At 42.0% G+C, this 15,392-nt stretch carries 14 protein-coding genes; 4 read left to right on the top strand and 10 right to left on the bottom strand.

Annotated features, from left to right (window positions below):
- Window positions 1–16 precede the first annotated feature (16 nt).
- Window positions 17–772, bottom strand: a complete 756-nt coding sequence (locus ACFQZS_RS05355; RefSeq protein ID WP_377098031.1) for a DUF4905 domain-containing protein — start codon at window positions 770–772, stop codon at window positions 17–19.
- Window positions 773–868: 96 nt separating this feature from the next.
- Between ACFQZS_RS05355 and ACFQZS_RS05360 the strand changes: the two genes are divergently transcribed.
- Window positions 869–1,348, top strand: coding sequence for a Dps family protein (locus ACFQZS_RS05360; RefSeq protein WP_377098033.1), 480 nt, complete (start codon window positions 869–871; stop codon window positions 1,346–1,348).
- Between the two features lie 97 nt (window positions 1,349–1,445).
- Here the strand turns inward: ACFQZS_RS05360 and dnaB are convergent, their stop codons facing one another.
- Window positions 1,446–2,999: a replicative DNA helicase gene (gene dnaB / locus ACFQZS_RS05365; RefSeq protein ID WP_377098035.1), complete on the bottom strand. Its 1,554-nt coding sequence runs from the start codon at window positions 2,997–2,999 to the stop codon at window positions 1,446–1,448.
- A 275-nt stretch (window positions 3,000–3,274) separates the two neighbouring features.
- Here dnaB and rlmB point away from each other — a divergent pair, with 275 nt between their 5' ends.
- Together rlmB and ACFQZS_RS05375 are read left to right on the top strand one after the other, a co-directional pair.
- Window positions 3,275–4,054 (top strand): 23S rRNA (guanosine(2251)-2'-O)-methyltransferase RlmB, encoded by a 780-nt coding sequence (gene rlmB, locus ACFQZS_RS05370; RefSeq protein WP_377098088.1) that lies wholly within the window; start codon window positions 3,275–3,277, stop codon window positions 4,052–4,054.
- Between the two features lie 27 nt (window positions 4,055–4,081).
- Window positions 4,082–4,438, top strand: a complete 357-nt coding sequence (locus ACFQZS_RS05375; RefSeq protein WP_377098037.1) for a DUF1801 domain-containing protein — start codon at window positions 4,082–4,084, stop codon at window positions 4,436–4,438.
- Here the strand turns inward: ACFQZS_RS05375 and ACFQZS_RS05380 are convergent.
- The 7 genes from ACFQZS_RS05380 to ACFQZS_RS05410 form a co-directional block, all read right to left on the bottom strand.
- Complete coding sequence (locus ACFQZS_RS05380) at window positions 4,435–5,703, bottom strand: DUF1501 domain-containing protein (protein WP_377098039.1); 1,269 nt, start codon at window positions 5,701–5,703, stop codon at window positions 4,435–4,437. The two genes, ACFQZS_RS05375 and ACFQZS_RS05380, sit on opposite strands and share 4 nt — an antisense overlap.
- A gap of 14 nt (window positions 5,704–5,717) precedes the next feature.
- Window positions 5,718–7,601: a DUF1800 domain-containing protein gene (locus ACFQZS_RS05385; protein WP_377098040.1), complete on the bottom strand. Its 1,884-nt coding sequence runs from the start codon at window positions 7,599–7,601 to the stop codon at window positions 5,718–5,720.
- A gap of 63 nt (window positions 7,602–7,664) precedes the next feature.
- Complete coding sequence (locus tag ACFQZS_RS05390; RefSeq protein ID WP_377098042.1) at window positions 7,665–8,741, bottom strand: 1,4-beta-xylanase; 1,077 nt, start codon at window positions 8,739–8,741, stop codon at window positions 7,665–7,667.
- 247 nt (window positions 8,742–8,988) lie between these two features.
- Window positions 8,989–9,573: a hypothetical protein gene (locus ACFQZS_RS05395; protein ID WP_377098043.1), complete on the bottom strand. Its 585-nt coding sequence runs from the start codon at window positions 9,571–9,573 to the stop codon at window positions 8,989–8,991.
- Entirely contained in the window at window positions 9,557–10,036 is a 480-nt protein-coding gene (locus ACFQZS_RS05400) for an RNA polymerase sigma factor (protein WP_377098045.1), read from the bottom strand. Before ACFQZS_RS05400 ends, ACFQZS_RS05395 begins: the two co-directional genes overlap by 17 nt.
- 74 nt (window positions 10,037–10,110) lie before the next feature.
- Window positions 10,111–10,878 carry a sialate O-acetylesterase gene (locus ACFQZS_RS05405; protein ID WP_377098046.1) on the bottom strand — a complete coding sequence of 256 codons (768 nt, stop codon included), beginning with the start codon at window positions 10,876–10,878 and terminating at the stop codon, window positions 10,111–10,113.
- A 162-nt stretch (window positions 10,879–11,040) separates the two neighbouring features.
- Complete coding sequence (locus ACFQZS_RS05410; RefSeq protein WP_377098048.1) at window positions 11,041–12,909, bottom strand: chloride channel protein; 1,869 nt, start codon at window positions 12,907–12,909, stop codon at window positions 11,041–11,043.
- A gap of 155 nt (window positions 12,910–13,064) precedes the next feature.
- Here ACFQZS_RS05410 and ACFQZS_RS05415 point away from each other — a divergent pair, with 155 nt between their 5' ends.
- Complete coding sequence (locus ACFQZS_RS05415; RefSeq protein ID WP_377098050.1) at window positions 13,065–13,766, top strand: Crp/Fnr family transcriptional regulator; 702 nt, start codon at window positions 13,065–13,067, stop codon at window positions 13,764–13,766.
- Between the two features lie 68 nt (window positions 13,767–13,834).
- Here the strand turns inward: ACFQZS_RS05415 and ACFQZS_RS05420 are convergent, their stop codons facing one another.
- Window positions 13,835–15,391 carry a SusD/RagB family nutrient-binding outer membrane lipoprotein gene (locus tag ACFQZS_RS05420; RefSeq protein ID WP_377098053.1) on the bottom strand — a complete coding sequence of 519 codons (1,557 nt, stop codon included), beginning with the start codon at window positions 15,389–15,391 and terminating at the stop codon, window positions 13,835–13,837.
- Window position 15,392 lies beyond the last annotated feature (1 nt).

Consider the following 15,392-nt stretch of genomic DNA (forward strand, 5'->3'; position numbering starts at 1 on the left):
ATTATTATTCAGATAATTATAAAGAAATAACCTTTAAACCGGTCTTGTTTTTTATATAAATTATTCTGTTTTTACATAGGATAAACGCCTCGGGTTGCATTTTTTGTATGTTATCGTTCAATATATCCTGGTAAACCAAAACTTCGCCGTCCCAAACATACATCACTTGTACAAGCTGCTCCCCGTTAAGCGTGTGCAAAGATACAACTCTATAATTATTGTATGTAAGATAATCCACAACGTTGTCATACGACTTTACAGGGAGCTTAAAGTTTAATTCACTATCGTTAACACTCTGCGGAAATACAATGTTATTAATGTACTCACTGTCCGACAAGCTGTCGAACTGCCGGATATTGGCCCCAGTGCCAACATCTGTTAAAAAAAGTTTGCGTGGCTGAATTTGCGTTGCATAGGTAACCGGCCCATTTATGCTAAGGTGATCAAACACTATGCTGTAGTTGCTCCACAACACAGAGCCATCTTCGGCGAGAGCAGTTAACCCCCTGTGTACCGGCGCATTTTGCCCTTGGTAACCATGTAGTAATAATATATTGTTATAAGCTGCCTCAATACCAGCCAGCCATCGTTCAGGGAGAGTAATGTCTTCAAAATTTGTTTGGCCTGACAAAAGATCGACTGCAGCGAAGGATACCAGTTTATCCTCAGTTTTTCTCACTTCAAGGTAAATAGTATCGCCTATTTCGTCAATTTCCATACGCCAGATTATGCCGTTAAATTGCTTGCTGATGAATGGTAAAAGCTGCGTCATAAGAAATGCAAATATGCCTTTATTAATAAAAAGAGTGGTATTTTTATTAAACAAAACATCCACAACCCTGTTAAATCACAATAATCTAAAAACATCATGGACGCTAAAGAAATAAGCCTGACCGAGAAAGCCGTTAAACCGGTTGTTGACCATTTAAATGATCTGTTGGCCAATTACCATATTCATTATCAAAAGCTACGGGGATGCCACTGGAACGTTAAGGGGAACAATTTTTTTACCCTTCACATTAAATTTGAAGAGTTGTATACGCAAGCTCAGGTAACCATTGACGAAATTGCTGAACGCGTTTTAACGCTTGGCAAACCACCTGTAAGCACGTTTGCCGAATACATTAAAATTTCAGAAATAAAAGAGATAAATACCATAGGCGTTAAAGATTCCAATCTGGTTAAAGCAGTTATAGATGATATGGCTAAATTGATTGAGCTGGAACGCGAAATAATGGAGATCAGCGAAAAAGCGGGTGACGATGGCACCAACGACATGATCAATAAATTTATGCAGTATAAAGAGAAAAACACCTGGATGCTGCGTTCTTTTATTAACCAGGACTAGACCAGGATTAGTAGGATAAAAAGATTTTAAGATTCTTTTAACTGACAAAGCCACCCCAAAAAGGTGGCTTTGTCAGTTAGTTACGGTTTATAAGCAATTAAAACGGTGGTTCATCCTCCATATCATTCATACTGGATGGCCGGATTATGAAATTGCTTGGCTTGTCAAAATTTTGAGATGGATTAAGGCCCGCAAACGGACTTGGAGCTTCAAAGCTATCGGAAGTTTCCAGGTCGGTGAACTTAACGTATTTACCCACAAATTTAAGTCTTACGCGTCCAGTTTCACCGTTACGGTGCTTGGCTATAATAACCTCACCAACGCCTTGTGTTGGGTTATTGTCTTCATCAACTTCCAATCCGTAATATTCCGGACGGTACAGGAACAATACCATATCCGCATCCTGCTCAATAGATCCCGATTCACGTAAATCTGACAGCATGGGGCGTTTTGAACCTCCGGGGCGGTTTTCAACCGCACGGCTTAATTGAGACAATGCTATAACGGGCACATTTAACTCTTTAGCTACCGATTTTAATGCCCTTGATATGCTACCTATCTCCTGCTCACGATTACCCCCACCCTTTCCGTCGGCTTTACCTTGCATCAATTGCAGGTAGTCAATTATAATCAGCTGGATATCGTGCTGTGATTTTAAACGGCGGCATTTGGCGCGAAACTCAAAAATATTCAATGCCGGTGTATCGTCAATAATCAGCGGGGCCTGTTCCAATCTTCCCACTTTTGAGTGGATCTGTTGCCACTCCCACTCCTCCAACGTGCCTTTTCTTATCTTTTCCTGTTCAATTTCAGTCTCGCCGGATACCAAACGATTAACCAATTGAATAGATGACATCTCCAGCGAGAACACTACTACTGGCTTATCAAAATCAACCGCGGCATTGCGTGCGCAACTTAAAACGAAGGCTGTTTTACCCATCGCAGGGCGGGCTGCAATAATAACCAGATCGGATTTTTGCCAGCCGGAGGTCATCCTGTCCAGCTCGGTAAAGCCTGATGCTATACCTGTAAGACCGTCTTTTTTATCCTTAAGTAATTCAATTTCCTTTAGCGTCTCGTGCAACAGGTCGTCCATTTTACGTGAATCGCGGCGAAGGTTATTTTGAGCTATCTCAAATAAATTCTTTTCGGCTTTGTCTAAAAGGTCAAGCACATCCGTAGTATCCTCATACGCGCTGTTTACTATCTCCGTAGATATCCTGATCAATTCGCGCTGAATAAATTTCTGAATGATGATACGCGAGTGATATTCAATATTAGCTGCAGACGCAACGCGGTTGGTAAGTTCAGTAATATAGTAAGCACCCCCTATCATTTCCAGCTCGCCTAACGTGCGTAATTGCGCGGTTACGGTAAGGATATCAACCGGGGATGTCTTTTCAAAAAGCGTACGGATAGCCTGAAATATTCGCTGATGTTTATCGTGATAAAAAACTTCGGGTTTTAAAATATCAATAACAGATGAAAGCGCATCTTTTTCCAACATTAAAGCACCCAAAACAGCCTCTTCAAGGTCAACTGCTTGCGGCGGTAATTTGCCTAATCCACTGTAAGGAGTGGGGTTAGTTATCCGGCTTCTTTTTTCGTTAGTATTCGGCTTGTAATTGGAATTTTCGTTCTCAAAAATCATGTATCAAAAATAGACAACTATCGTTAACATTTGGTTAACACCATAAAATTAAAACCGCATTTTTGATATCGTTTTAAATGATTTTAATTAACACCCATTGTTAATAACTTGTTGAATAGCAAAATTTCGTTCTGAAATTCAGGCACTTAATATAATGTGGATAACGTTTTTAACATGTTAACCAAAGCCCCCAACGTCCCGTTAAAACACTTCAATAAAGGCTTAATCAATTAATATAGCTACTTTTGTTTTTCAGATAGTTATATAAAAAAATGATGTATAATAACCGGGAGAGCAGGGAGCCCAGAGAAAGCAATCAAATGGTATTTGGTACCCGCGCGGTGATAGAAGCCATCCGTTCTGGCAAAGAAATTGAGTCGCTTTATGTGCAGCGTGGTGTAGGTGGCGGCTTAATGGCCGAACTAAAGGAACTGCTTAACCACTACAATATTACTGCGCAGCAGGTTCCTGTTGAAAAGCTTAACCGCCTCACCATGAAAAACCATCAGGGTGTTGTAGCTTTTATATCGCCTATTATTTATCAAAAAATAGAAGACATCATTCCGCAGATATTTGAAAAAGGGGAAACACCGCTTATACTGATACTGGACTCTATTACCGACGTACGCAACATGGGTGCCATAGCCCGTACTGCTGAGTGTAGCGGAGTGCACGCTATTGTCGTACCCGCTAAAGGCTCAGCGCAGATCAATCCCGATGCTATAAAAACCTCCGCCGGTGCATTGTATAAGATCCCGGTTTGCAGGCATGATAATTTTATACAAACGGTTCGTTTTATTCAGGAATCGGGTCTGCAATTGGTTTGCTGCACCGAGAAAACCAAAGATTATATTTACCAACCCGACTATACCGCACCCACAGCCATTGTAATGGGATCTGAAGAAGATGGTGTACGTAATGAGATCATTCGCATAGCGGACCATCTGGCCAAAATACCTATGTATGGCGAGATCGAATCGTTGAATGTTTCGGTAGCTACGGGTGTAATTTTATACGAAGCTATAAGACAAAGGTTGAGCCCCCTAGCCCCCTGAAGGGGGAACAATATTTGGCATTTTATTATGGCAGGCGATCTCGACAATTTCTATCTTAAGCAGCCAGAGCCAACTAAAAGTTGTTTGCTGGCCTTGCGGACCATCATTTTAAATCAGGATAAAAACATAACGGCTGAATGGAAGTACCGTATGCCCATGTTTTGCTACAAAGGCAAAATGCTGTGTTATTTGTGGGTGCATAAAACCTTACATCAGCCCTATTTGGGTATTGTTGATGGTAAGTTGATAGATCATCCGGCATTGATAATGGAGAAACGCGCACGCATGAAAATAATGCTGTTTGATGCTAATGTTGATTTGCCATTAGCAGACATTGAGGATATTTTGAGCAAAGCGCTTCAAATAGCCATACTTAAACATTAAGTGCGCATTACCCCTATTTTATCTCCTTTCCAGTCAGGAAACAACACACGGTCATTATTCAATTTCAGATGTCTGTCAGCTACTTCGCTGAAGACACTTCTAAAATCTGTTGTAACGGCGAGGTCGCGCCCATCCTCCAGGTTTTCCATTGCCAGGGGCTTAACATTCCCGTGTACCATACCGCCCTTTACATCATTACCTAGAATAAAATTGCATGATGCGCGGCCATGATCAGTACCACCCGTGCCATTCTGCTTTACTGTACGGCCAAACTCAGTCATGGTCATTACCGTAACGTCATCCTGGTAAGCTCCTATATCATTCCAAAAAGCGGCAATACAAGCGCTAAGATCAGCTACGTTACGCGCAAATAAGCCTTTATCCGTTCCCTGGTTAAAATGGGTATCCCATCCGTTTGATTCGGTAAATGCAACTTCCAACCCAACATCCATTTTAATCAATTGCGCTATTTGTTTAAGCGAATTACCCAAAGGTGTGTTAGGATAAATTACATTATTAGCAGGCTTATAGTTTTTGATGTCTGTTTTTTGCAGCATTTTAACAGCGTCAAAGCTTTCTTTTCCGGTTTGCTTAAGTAGCGATGACGATGTTTGCTGATAAAGATCTTCGAAGCTTTTTGCAGCTATATTTGCTCCGCCGGGATTGCCGCGCATTTGTATGGCGAAATCCTGCAGACTGCTAACAGCCAACGTTGGGTTATCGCCATAAAAAGAGCGTGGTAAAGATGATGTAAGGCTTACCGCCTGAAAAGGTGTAGCATCATGACCCAACAAACCAACCGCCCTGTTGAGCCATCCACTTGCCGTGCCTTTATTGAACGGCGTGCCCGATTCCATATAATCCTGCGCGTCAAAGTGTGAGCGTGTGTTATTGGGCGAACCTATACCATGAACTATTGCCAATTGCTTCTGATTAAACAAATCGGCAAAGGGCGCCATGGCCGGATGCAGACCGAAGTGCCCATCAAGATCTATTAACGAATTAGTATTTTGATTTTTGGCGGCCGACATGAATAGCGTTGGCCTGGCCGCTTTCAAATATTTATCGGTAAATGGTGTAACCGCCATAAGGCCATCCATAGCGCCACGCTGAAATATACAAACCAGTACCTTCTTTTTTGAGTAAAGTGCGCGACTTTTCTCGCTGGCAACGGCCTCTGCCAAAAACGATGGTATGCCGCCCATTAACCCTACTCCAAGTAAAGCCAACCCACCTGATTTAATAAAACCTCTTCTTGTTACCATTGCCTTATTGTTAATTATCTCCTCTGAAATTCGGGCGAGCCTAAAATAACGCCCACTACCTGCGCCAGCATGCTATTATTACCGTTTGTTTTAGTGCGCGCAACGCTCTTTTTGGCGTTCTTTTTTGGAGCATCATTCATTTCCATCATCATATCATCGCCCTTACCGGCCTGCGGGACCTTGGCCGCGGCTGCTTCTACTTTATTAACCAACTCCTTCTCGCTCAACATTGGGGTAAGTTGTTTTATGGTAGCGCTCAGATCTCGCTCAGGCATTAGTAACTTGCTATAGGTCGCTAATGCTGCTTCGGGGCTCTCAGGCTCATGATTATTATTTAGCGCAGCCAGATTAACCTTAACACCAGGAACGCGCCCTGTAGCCATAGCGAGGCCAAAATTCATCCGGTTAAGTAACGCCCCGCTGTTGATCCAATATTGCGACCTGTCAGGAAAACCGGTAGGTGCCTGATAGGCATACATACGCTGCCCCATTTTATTGGCCCAGTTATATAACTGGACAGGCTGATCTATTCGCGCATTTAATGCACGTGCAGAACTTATAACCAACTCAAACGGCGATTTAGTTTTTTGGCGAAGCGCTTTAGCGCTCCAAAAGTCAGGCGAGGAAACCATAGCGATCAGCACCTGGCGAATATTACCGTTAGTTTGCGTAAAAGTCTTAGCCATTTTGTCAAGTAAACTTTGTGCCGGATCATCGTTAACAAAGCGGATAGCTAGTTTTCTGGTGATAAATTTCGCAGTAGATGGGTGATGCGCTAACAATTCAAGCAGTTCAACCCCTTCCTGGTATCCGCCCCCCTCGTCAAACTTTTTACCTAAAACAATTTTTTCGTCGTTATCATGCCTGTTAGGCGTAAATAAAAAATCGCCATCATGTACAAAACCCCGTTGCTTAAGCCCTTTTTCACCTATATTATCAACCAGTTTCTGTACAGCGTCGGCATTGCCGTATGCACCCATCGGAAAAACCGTCCATCCTGTTAAAACCCTTGCTGCTTGTGTTACATCTTGCTGCGTGTACCCGCCATCAACGCCCAGCGTATGCAGTTCCATTACTTCGCGGGCATAATTTTCGTTTAATCCCTGCGCTTTTTTCGCGGGCTTATTATTAGCGGCGTTTCTGATTAACGCACGCGGGCGCTGAACATTTGTGCCTGTGCTGTTAAAATTATCAAGGTAATATAGCATTGCCGGGGATTTAGCAGTAGCCAACAATAAAGCATCAAAATTGCCAGTAACATTGGGGCGAATGGCATCGCGCTCATAGTTAGCTATGAACTGGGCAGACTGATTTTTGGTTAAAGAAACATTGAAATGGTTAAACCAAAAATCAGTTAAAACCTCATGCAGTTGGTTATTGCTATAAGCTGCACGTAAAACTTTTTGATTAAATAGTTGCCTTAAAAGCTCCTGCTCAGGCTTAAGCCCATGTTGCTGCATGTAATTTTGAAGCACTTGCTGATATTCTTTACGATCTGTTTTTACAGAATCCTTATCAACGACGTCATCCCGCACAGCCATGCGTAACACAACGGCGTTTTTTGGGTATTGGGCAACAATTTGGGTATTAGATAGCTTAAGCGCATCGTATTTATCTAAAATCTGGTTTAATGAATCGTTGGGTAAATTGCCATCCAGTTGTTGCATGAACCATTTCTCAATGCCCATTTTTACCACTTTATCTACCTCGCCGGGTGTGGCGCCATAAGTAAATCTATTCAATAAATGCGCAGCGGCCTGCCTCTGTGTTAAGCCTGCTTTTTTATACGGAAATACGGGAGCCTGCAAGTCTGCACCGGGCATAAAAATAAATGCCGACGAGAATACTATTACTACAGCAAGAAATAAAAAGGTGGAATATTTTACCGCTGTCTTCATAAATTATTGGAATTAATGTATTTATGACATATGGCGCTCCAATAAGTTTAATCTGAGGTGTTTTTACTTCTTCCCGGTTTGTTCCTTTATAACATCCACTTCTTCCTGCTTGTAAGGGGTACCATCTTTTCTAAACACATCATGAAACCATAGGGGCGGTTCGCTACCATCTGCTATCGGCGTGTCCCAAGCATATATGGTATTTGTTTTGCCTGATACCAATCCCCAGTTTATGGCACCAACGTTTTGCTTTTTAAGCATTGGTAAGACATTACTGAATAAGCTGTTATTGCGCCTTGCCATATATTCTGTGCATATTAAAGGGCGGCCATGTGTTTTTAACAAATTCAGGATACGAAGGTGACGATCCGGGTCCTCGTACTCGTGGTAAGTAATAATATCAGAATTTAAAGCCTGGAAAGTGTTCAGATCAGTTAGGTTCCACGCCCAAAGTCCTGATGAAATAGGTTGATCATGCACGGTTTGGCGCGCCCAGCTAAACACTCTTGTTAACAATTCTAATGATTCATTACCTTTTTTTGTATTGCCCGGTTCATTATACAAATCCCAAAGCAGGATTCGTTTATCATGCCCAAACGTTGTCATTACATCTTTAACGTAAACAGAAAGTTTTGCAAAATCAGCTTCTGTAGTGATATGCCTGCCCGGATCTTGTGCCCAACCGGAGTTATGTGTTCCGGTTTTAGGTTCAGGCTGTTTTCCAATTTTAGGATCAGGATTCCAGCAATCATCAAAAAAAACGAAAATGGTTTTAATTTGATGCTTTGAAGCGATACCCAAGTATTGATTTAACCGGCTTTTAAAACCCACGGGATCCTGTTGATAGGCTAAGCTGTGAAGATAAACGCGCATGGTATTGAAACCGATACCTTCTGCCCATCCTAACTCCCTGTCTATTGTTGCAGGATCAAATGTCGACGCCTGCCACATTTCTAACTGATTAATCGCGGTGTTGGGGATGAAATTGGCACCCCTTACCCACGCCTGCTGTTTGTACCAGCCCTCGGCTTTGGCCCTTGACCATTGCGGACTAACCATCTTTGAAGATTTGGTGACCTGCGCAAAAAGCGTTGCTGTGTATATCGAAAAAATAAGGGCAGTTATAAATATCTTTTTCATAGCACATTGATTAAAAGCAATTTTCAAAACTATAAAAGTTTTTGCTTTTAATATCCTTAAAACAATCCGCTTCCATTTGTTCTGCAATTAATGTTTTTCTTTTTCAACAGAATCCAAAACATCAATTGCAAACCGATGCAAACGCCGGTTAAAGCCCCGCGTAAAAAATCGGGGATGTTTACCAAAAGCACAATAGACGGAACTAATGGTAATGTGCAAACAAGCCACAAGTTTAAAGTTCTTTTTTTCATTGAAGCTGATCGTTTATTTTTTTTAATGATGCTAACATTCTTTCCATTTTTGCAGACTGCTTTTTGAAATTACGCGGTCGCATGTAAAAACACATAAATAATGTCCACAACACAGCTATCGTATAAAATGCAGCAGACATTGCAGTGTTTTTCTGTACAAATTCATACAGGAATAACAGCAAACCTATTGAGCTGAACAGCAAGCCAAACACCTGGGTATATTTGTAGTAATACAATTGATTGTGGCGGGTTTGCTCTAAAAATTCAATAAACTGCTTGTTACTTAAATCATGCATATCAATAAACCGTTTCATTGACCGGGCGTTGGTATAAATCAATATCGAACATGCCAATACGGTACAAATTATCCCTCCAATAGTGCTTATTGCCAGGTCAGGCTTATTGAGGTAAAAAGCAAACATCAAAACTATAGCGCCCACTCCTACCACTATTGACAATACTTTATTGCGAAGCTTTTGGTAGCGAAATTTCTTAGCCATCTCAACTATTTCTGCGGTTGTAGGCAGTCCATCGGTTTTTGCCGTTTGCCAAATGGCTTTCAGTTCATTCAAATTGTCCATGCTCCCTGAATTTAATAGCTAATTTTTCTTTAATGCGATGTATCCTTACACGCACCGTTCCCGGGTTAAGGCCTACAATATCCGCAATCTCACCCTGCGGCAGGTCTTCCAGTAGCAGCGAAATAATAATGCGTTCGGTTTCTTCCAGTTCAGAAATTGCCCTGTATAAAAATCTCAATCTTTCTTCCGGGCTTTCATCAGGGATATCGGGCAGATGTAAAGGCAGTTCAGTTTTAACCATCCGCTTCCCCACCTCTAACGCCCGCAGGCAGTTATTGGTAGCGATACGATAGATCCAGGTGCTTATTTTTGATTCGTTCCTGAATGAAGAAAGATTTTTCCAAACTGATATAAAGGTTTCCTGCGTAAGATCTTTGGCCTGCTCACTATCGTTAACATAACCCATGCATACCCTGAAAATCTGGGGAGAATAAAGTGTATAAATGGTCTCAAAATCCTGCATAAGTGTTGTCAAATCTACTTAATGCGGGGTTAGATACGGCCAGCCTAAAAATGTTACGCGACTGTGTTTTATTGCTATTTCTTTTTTTGCAACATCAACATTTTAGCAGCATACCTTTTGCCCAATTCATCTGCTGATGAGCTGTCAAAATGCAGGTTATCACCGCGATGCACCAAATTCTCTGTAGTAGCCACAGCAGTAAAAGGCACTACCGACGGCAACTTGTCTATCTCGTCATTAATATTGCCAAACGTGGCGTAGCGTCCCAACTCACCGGCCACAAAGGGAATATTGTCATTGCCCGTTAATTTTCGGAAACGGCCTATCAGTTCTTTCAATTGCTCAAGATAAGCTTTCACCTGCTCGGGCCTGTTACTGTTTGATTCGCCTTGGTGCCATATAATACCTTTTATCACGCCGGACTGCATGGCCAGTTTAATACGCGCAACCGCGTCATCATAAGGGTGCGTTCCGGTGGCAGCATCCAACGCGCCGGGTAACCAGCTTTCTATCGGCGATCCGCCAACAGCTGTTGGTATCAGCCCTATTTTAACATTTGGATTAGCTTTCAACATTTCCAAACCAAAGGCCAGGCCCGGTCCAACCGCTGCTGTAGGCTTATCAAAATGTAAGGGATGTTTGGCCTGCACCCATTTGCCCTCTTTATTAAGCATCAACACTTTTTCGCTTCCGGCATTTGCATAGGCATCGGTTATAGGCCCCCGGCCCGCCATGTTTGACTGCCCGGCCAATATATAAAGCTCAAAATTAGGATCGGGCTGTTGCGCCCATGTATTAATAGCCATAGTTGTGCACAGCAAAAGCAATAAATATCTTTTCATTTTTTGAGAGAATATCAGGTACTGAATGATTGTATTTAAAGATGCTTAATATAAACATCAATTGCAATTCAATAGCTGCCCATACAAGGTAACTTGTGCCTAATAAAAAAGATAGCCATTAAAAAACAATACACTTAGATTAATAATAAGTGTAAAGCTCAGTTAAGATTGCGGTTTGAACATGTTCTTTCCGCGGCTCATAACTTTTAACTTTTGTCTTTTTAATGAGATATGAACCGTTGACTGTTCGTTTTCTTTACGCTCGTCTTTATAGGCCTGAATAATGTCACTTTCGCTAAGCAGCCCTACAATTCTTTCATCGGCAAGTACCGGTATAGCTTTTAAATTTTCTGCTGACATAATTTCAACTGCTTTTCTTAAGCTATCATTTGCCCTTACATATAAATTAACATGTTGTATTATGTCCTCTAATATCGATTCCGGCTCATTTTGATGATCATTTATATCATGAAGACCGACAATACCGACGTAGTTACCGTTGTCATCTGAAACGACAAAATACTCTTCTGCACCAATCTGTCCCGATCTGATCATGTCCCTGATGTTTGCTATTTTATTTTCAGGGTTTAGGATATTAATTGCTGTGTTATTAACCTGCCCTACAGATATCTTAACTAACAGGTCCGGTTCGTACGAATCTGGCGTTACTACACCGCGGCGTGCTATTTTTTCTGTCATGATGGTGTTTTCCATCAGAAAAAACGAGACTATGTACGCAGCGGTACATCCACCCAGCAATGGCAGCAACGCGTTAAACTGACCTGTAGACTCCAATGCAAAGGCAATACTGGTTAAATAAGCCCTTGAAGCCCCGGCAAACATAGCAGACATGCCTATAAGCGCCGCAAGCGGAAGATTAATACCACTATCCGGGAATAACATCAGCACAACATAGCCCAACAATGCCCCTGCTGCTCCACCAATGGTTAGCAGCGGAGCAAGTGTTCCGCCCGATGTGCCACTTCCGAGAGCGATGGCCCAGGAAAGGAACTTAAACAGACACAGTCGTAAAACGATAAGTATGGCCGTTGCTCCGGACAGAACATTAACAATGTTATCATAGCCTACCCCTAAAGTATGCGGTGCAAAATAGCCTATCAATCCAACGGCCAATCCGCCCATAGCCGGCCACCACTGCCATTTGATAGGAAGGTGATCAAACGCGTCTTCTATAAGGTAAACTATTTTGGTGACGCCCATAGAAATAAAACCGATAATTAAGCCTATTCCACTGTAAATAGCCAAAGCACCATTTGATGGAAGTTCAATATTTGGCATTGGAAATACCGGGCCAGCTTCAAACAATATATGATGGCCGGCCGCACCCGTAATGCAGGCAAGTGCCACCGGTAGTATTGACCGTGGCGAGAATTCAAAAAGTAATAATTCGATAGCTAAAAACACGGCAGCTATTGGCGTACCGAATATAGCAGACATCCCGGCGGTGGCACCGGCAGCTAATATTATCTTTCGTTCGTTTGAAGTAATATTCATCAATTGCCCCAATGTTGAACCCAGGGCACCGCCTGTTGCTATAATTGGCCCCTCCGCGCCAAAAGGCCCACCCGTGCCGATTGCTATAGCTGATGATAACGGCTTAAGAAAAGTAATGGATGGTTTGATCTTACTTTGATTAGTTAAAATTTGTTCCATTGCTTCTGGTATGCCATGGCCGCGAATTGCTTTTGACCCGTATAGCGCCATAAAGCCAACTAACAGACCACCTATAGCGGGTATAATTACAACCCACCATCCCAGGTGATTTTCTGCCGGACTGTGGTAATCCGTCATAAATTTTCCAAAAAAAGCCACGCCGGTTACAATATTGATGAGGGTTATCAAAACTTTAGCGATCAAACTGATAGCTACAGACACAATTACAGATAATACGCATATCTTTAAGAGGCGTTGCTTAACCAACTGCATTGTATTATCCGCAGATAAACTGTTTTCCATATTGGCTAACAATGGAGATATGGGGATGCCGGCGGCGTTATTAATTTTTTCCATGAGTAACAGGTAGATTTTTTTGCAAATTTATATGTTTTTAATGCATTATATAACTTAAACAATAAAAATATATAATTTTATAGCTTAAATATGATAATTTATATTGCACAAACAATATATAGCAATAGGTAAATAAGAATTTCAAATAAAAAAGGATGAGCCAACCAAATTTATGTGATCTAAAAAGTTGCTTTCTTTGCAGCTCCTGTTTAACTGAATGGGTATCGGTAATAGGCCAGGAAAGAAAAAACATTACTGTCAAAAAATCGCAAACATTATTTAAAGAAGGCGACCCGGTAACAGGAATGTTCTTTGTTTACAGCGGAAAGTTGAAAGTGCATAAAAGGTGGGATCACGAAAAAGAGATCATACTGAGATTTGCACAGCGCGGAGATATTGTAGGCCATTTGGGCCTGGGCGATGAACCCGCTTACCCCGTTTCTGCAACCGCCATAGAGCCGGTTACGGTTTGCTACATACCGATGGCTTTCTTTGAAGCGACGCTTAATATAAACCATGGTTTTGCCACCAAGCTAATGCGTTTTTTTGCGAATGAATTGCATGAATCAGAAAAACGTATGCGCAACTTTGTTCACATGCCTGTTAAAGGAAGGGTGGCGCAAGCGCTGATCACGCTTCAAAAGCAATTTGGGGTGAATAATGAGGGCTGTATTAATATTGAGCTCTCACGACAGGATCTGGCGTCATTTTCGGGTACAGTGTATGAAAGTCTTTTTAGGGCGGTAAATGAGTTGGTTGCGGCTGACCTGATAAAATTAATTGGTAAACATATCCGGATATTAAAAGAAGATGCTCTTTTGGAAATGATAGCATCTGAGAATATTTTAATAAAATAATGTACCCAACATAACACAAAAACCCGGAAGCCATCCGGGTTTTTTGTGTTATGAAATGTTATGTGTTTTTACGGTATATCCCAAAACACGCGTTGTGTTAATCCATCACCGCCCATGCTGGCAACCGCCGCTTTATAGTTTTCAGGGTTTTGAGATTCCTCCGCGTTTGGATAAGCCATACGCCTGGCGAAGCCGCCCTTTAATTTATCGTTGTACATATTGGGTTGCAATACCGGGAATCCGCTTCTCCGCCAGTTAGCAAATGCTTCGGGGCCATTTGTTACGTTTGCTATCCAGTATTGTATATTGATAAGCTTAAGCGCGTTTGCATCATTGTAAAGAACAGCAGGCTGGCGTAGATAAGAACTCTTAGAAGCTTCAGAAACCGCAGGGCTTTGCACGCCCGGATATAAACCCCATTCATCCATAGATGCCCTTACACCGGCCTCATAATATTGCTGAGGTGTTGAACCACCGGTTATCCACCCTCTAAATTTAGCTTCTGCTAATAATAATTGGCTTTGTGCAGCGGTTATAAACACTGCCGGCGCAACACTATTTGCCACTACACCATAATTAAGTTGGGTATAGTTTTGCCCGCCCTCTTTAACGCCTCTGTAACCCGGATAATTTACAACTGTTGATTGATCATAACCCACCGGAAAACCGTATTGGTTGGCAGTTATAGTATCACGCGTAGTTGTAAAATCTTGCGGTTTGGCATAGCTGGCTCCTATATACTTCAAACGGGGGTCGTTAGTTCCTTTTAGCTGATTAACAAAAGGTTCGGCCAGGTAATAAAAATACGGACTAACCGTGCGCTGTAAGTTAGAAAAACCGTTGGGCACCGCAGCGCTATACTGAGTAACTACAACATTATCGCTGTTTAACAGTATTACACCGCCTGCAAATGCCTCCTGTACAATGCTCGTCGCTTTGGCCTGGTCAACTTTTGAATAGCGCATACCTAAACGCAGCATTAGCGAATATCCTATTTTTTTCCAATGGTCTATCTGTGCTGATATCAGCGCCGGACTTGAGGCCGTTGCACCACCAAAAAACAAATCGCTGGTTACATATTCGCCTGATGTAGACAAGGCGGCAGTAGCAGATTTAAGTTCGTTATAAAGGTCAGTGTAAATAGCGGCCATTTTATCGTACTTAGGATAATTTATCGCTTCAAGGTAACCTTTACCTGCCTCTGTATAAGGCACATCGCCATAAGTATCAACCAGGGTCATAAAGGCGTACGCTTTCCAAATCCGTGTCATTTGGTACAGATTTTTACTGGCCGCATCATTTTTAACAAGGCTTATAATTTGTACCAAGGGCTTAATTACTCCGTTATAAATACCCCAACGCGGGCTGTTAACTCCATCTATATCTTCGTTAAAATTAAAACCTGACGTTGCGCCCGCGTTATAAGCAGTCATGTATTGTTGTACAATGGTTTGCTCACCATCCCAGCCGCCTGCATTCATCCCGCGTTGCGCACCGGTAAATAACAAACCGGGATCTATTTTTGTAATGGCATATGGGTCCTGGTTCTTCTCTACAAAGCCCTTTGTGCAACTTACCAGGCAAAGTATTGTTATAAGGGAGATTATATGACTAATTCTTTTCATG

Source organism: Mucilaginibacter calamicampi (assembly GCF_042676765.1).
Lineage (GTDB): Bacteria > Bacteroidota > Bacteroidia > Sphingobacteriales > Sphingobacteriaceae > Mucilaginibacter > Mucilaginibacter calamicampi.

What these genes read in the sequence shown, in the direction of transcription:
- ACFQZS_RS05355 (WP_377098031.1), bottom strand. Translation starts at nt 772, where the DNA reads ATGACGCAGCTTTTACCATTCATCAGCAAGCAATTTAACGGCATAATC.
- ACFQZS_RS05360 (WP_377098033.1), top strand. Translation starts at nt 869, where the DNA reads ATGGACGCTAAAGAAATAAGCCTGACCGAGAAAGCCGTTAAACCGGTT.
- dnaB (WP_377098035.1), bottom strand. Translation starts at nt 2,999, where the DNA reads ATGATTTTTGAGAACGAAAATTCCAATTACAAGCCGAATACTAACGAA.
- rlmB (WP_377098088.1), top strand. Translation starts at nt 3,275, where the DNA reads ATGTATAATAACCGGGAGAGCAGGGAGCCCAGAGAAAGCAATCAAATG.
- ACFQZS_RS05375 (WP_377098037.1), top strand. Translation starts at nt 4,082, where the DNA reads ATGGCAGGCGATCTCGACAATTTCTATCTTAAGCAGCCAGAGCCAACT.
- ACFQZS_RS05380 (WP_377098039.1), bottom strand. Translation starts at nt 5,703, where the DNA reads ATGGTAACAAGAAGAGGTTTTATTAAATCAGGTGGGTTGGCTTTACTT.
- ACFQZS_RS05385 (WP_377098040.1), bottom strand. Translation starts at nt 7,601, where the DNA reads ATGAAGACAGCGGTAAAATATTCCACCTTTTTATTTCTTGCTGTAGTA.
- ACFQZS_RS05390 (WP_377098042.1), bottom strand. Translation starts at nt 8,741, where the DNA reads ATGAAAAAGATATTTATAACTGCCCTTATTTTTTCGATATACACAGCA.
- ACFQZS_RS05395 (WP_377098043.1), bottom strand. Translation starts at nt 9,573, where the DNA reads ATGGACAATTTGAATGAACTGAAAGCCATTTGGCAAACGGCAAAAACC.
- ACFQZS_RS05400 (WP_377098045.1), bottom strand. Translation starts at nt 10,036, where the DNA reads ATGCAGGATTTTGAGACCATTTATACACTTTATTCTCCCCAGATTTTC.
- ACFQZS_RS05405 (WP_377098046.1), bottom strand. Translation starts at nt 10,878, where the DNA reads ATGAAAAGATATTTATTGCTTTTGCTGTGCACAACTATGGCTATTAAT.
- ACFQZS_RS05410 (WP_377098048.1), bottom strand. Translation starts at nt 12,909, where the DNA reads ATGGAAAAAATTAATAACGCCGCCGGCATCCCCATATCTCCATTGTTA.
- ACFQZS_RS05415 (WP_377098050.1), top strand. Translation starts at nt 13,065, where the DNA reads ATGAGCCAACCAAATTTATGTGATCTAAAAAGTTGCTTTCTTTGCAGC.
- ACFQZS_RS05420 (WP_377098053.1), bottom strand. Translation starts at nt 15,391, where the DNA reads ATGAAAAGAATTAGTCATATAATCTCCCTTATAACAATACTTTGCCTG.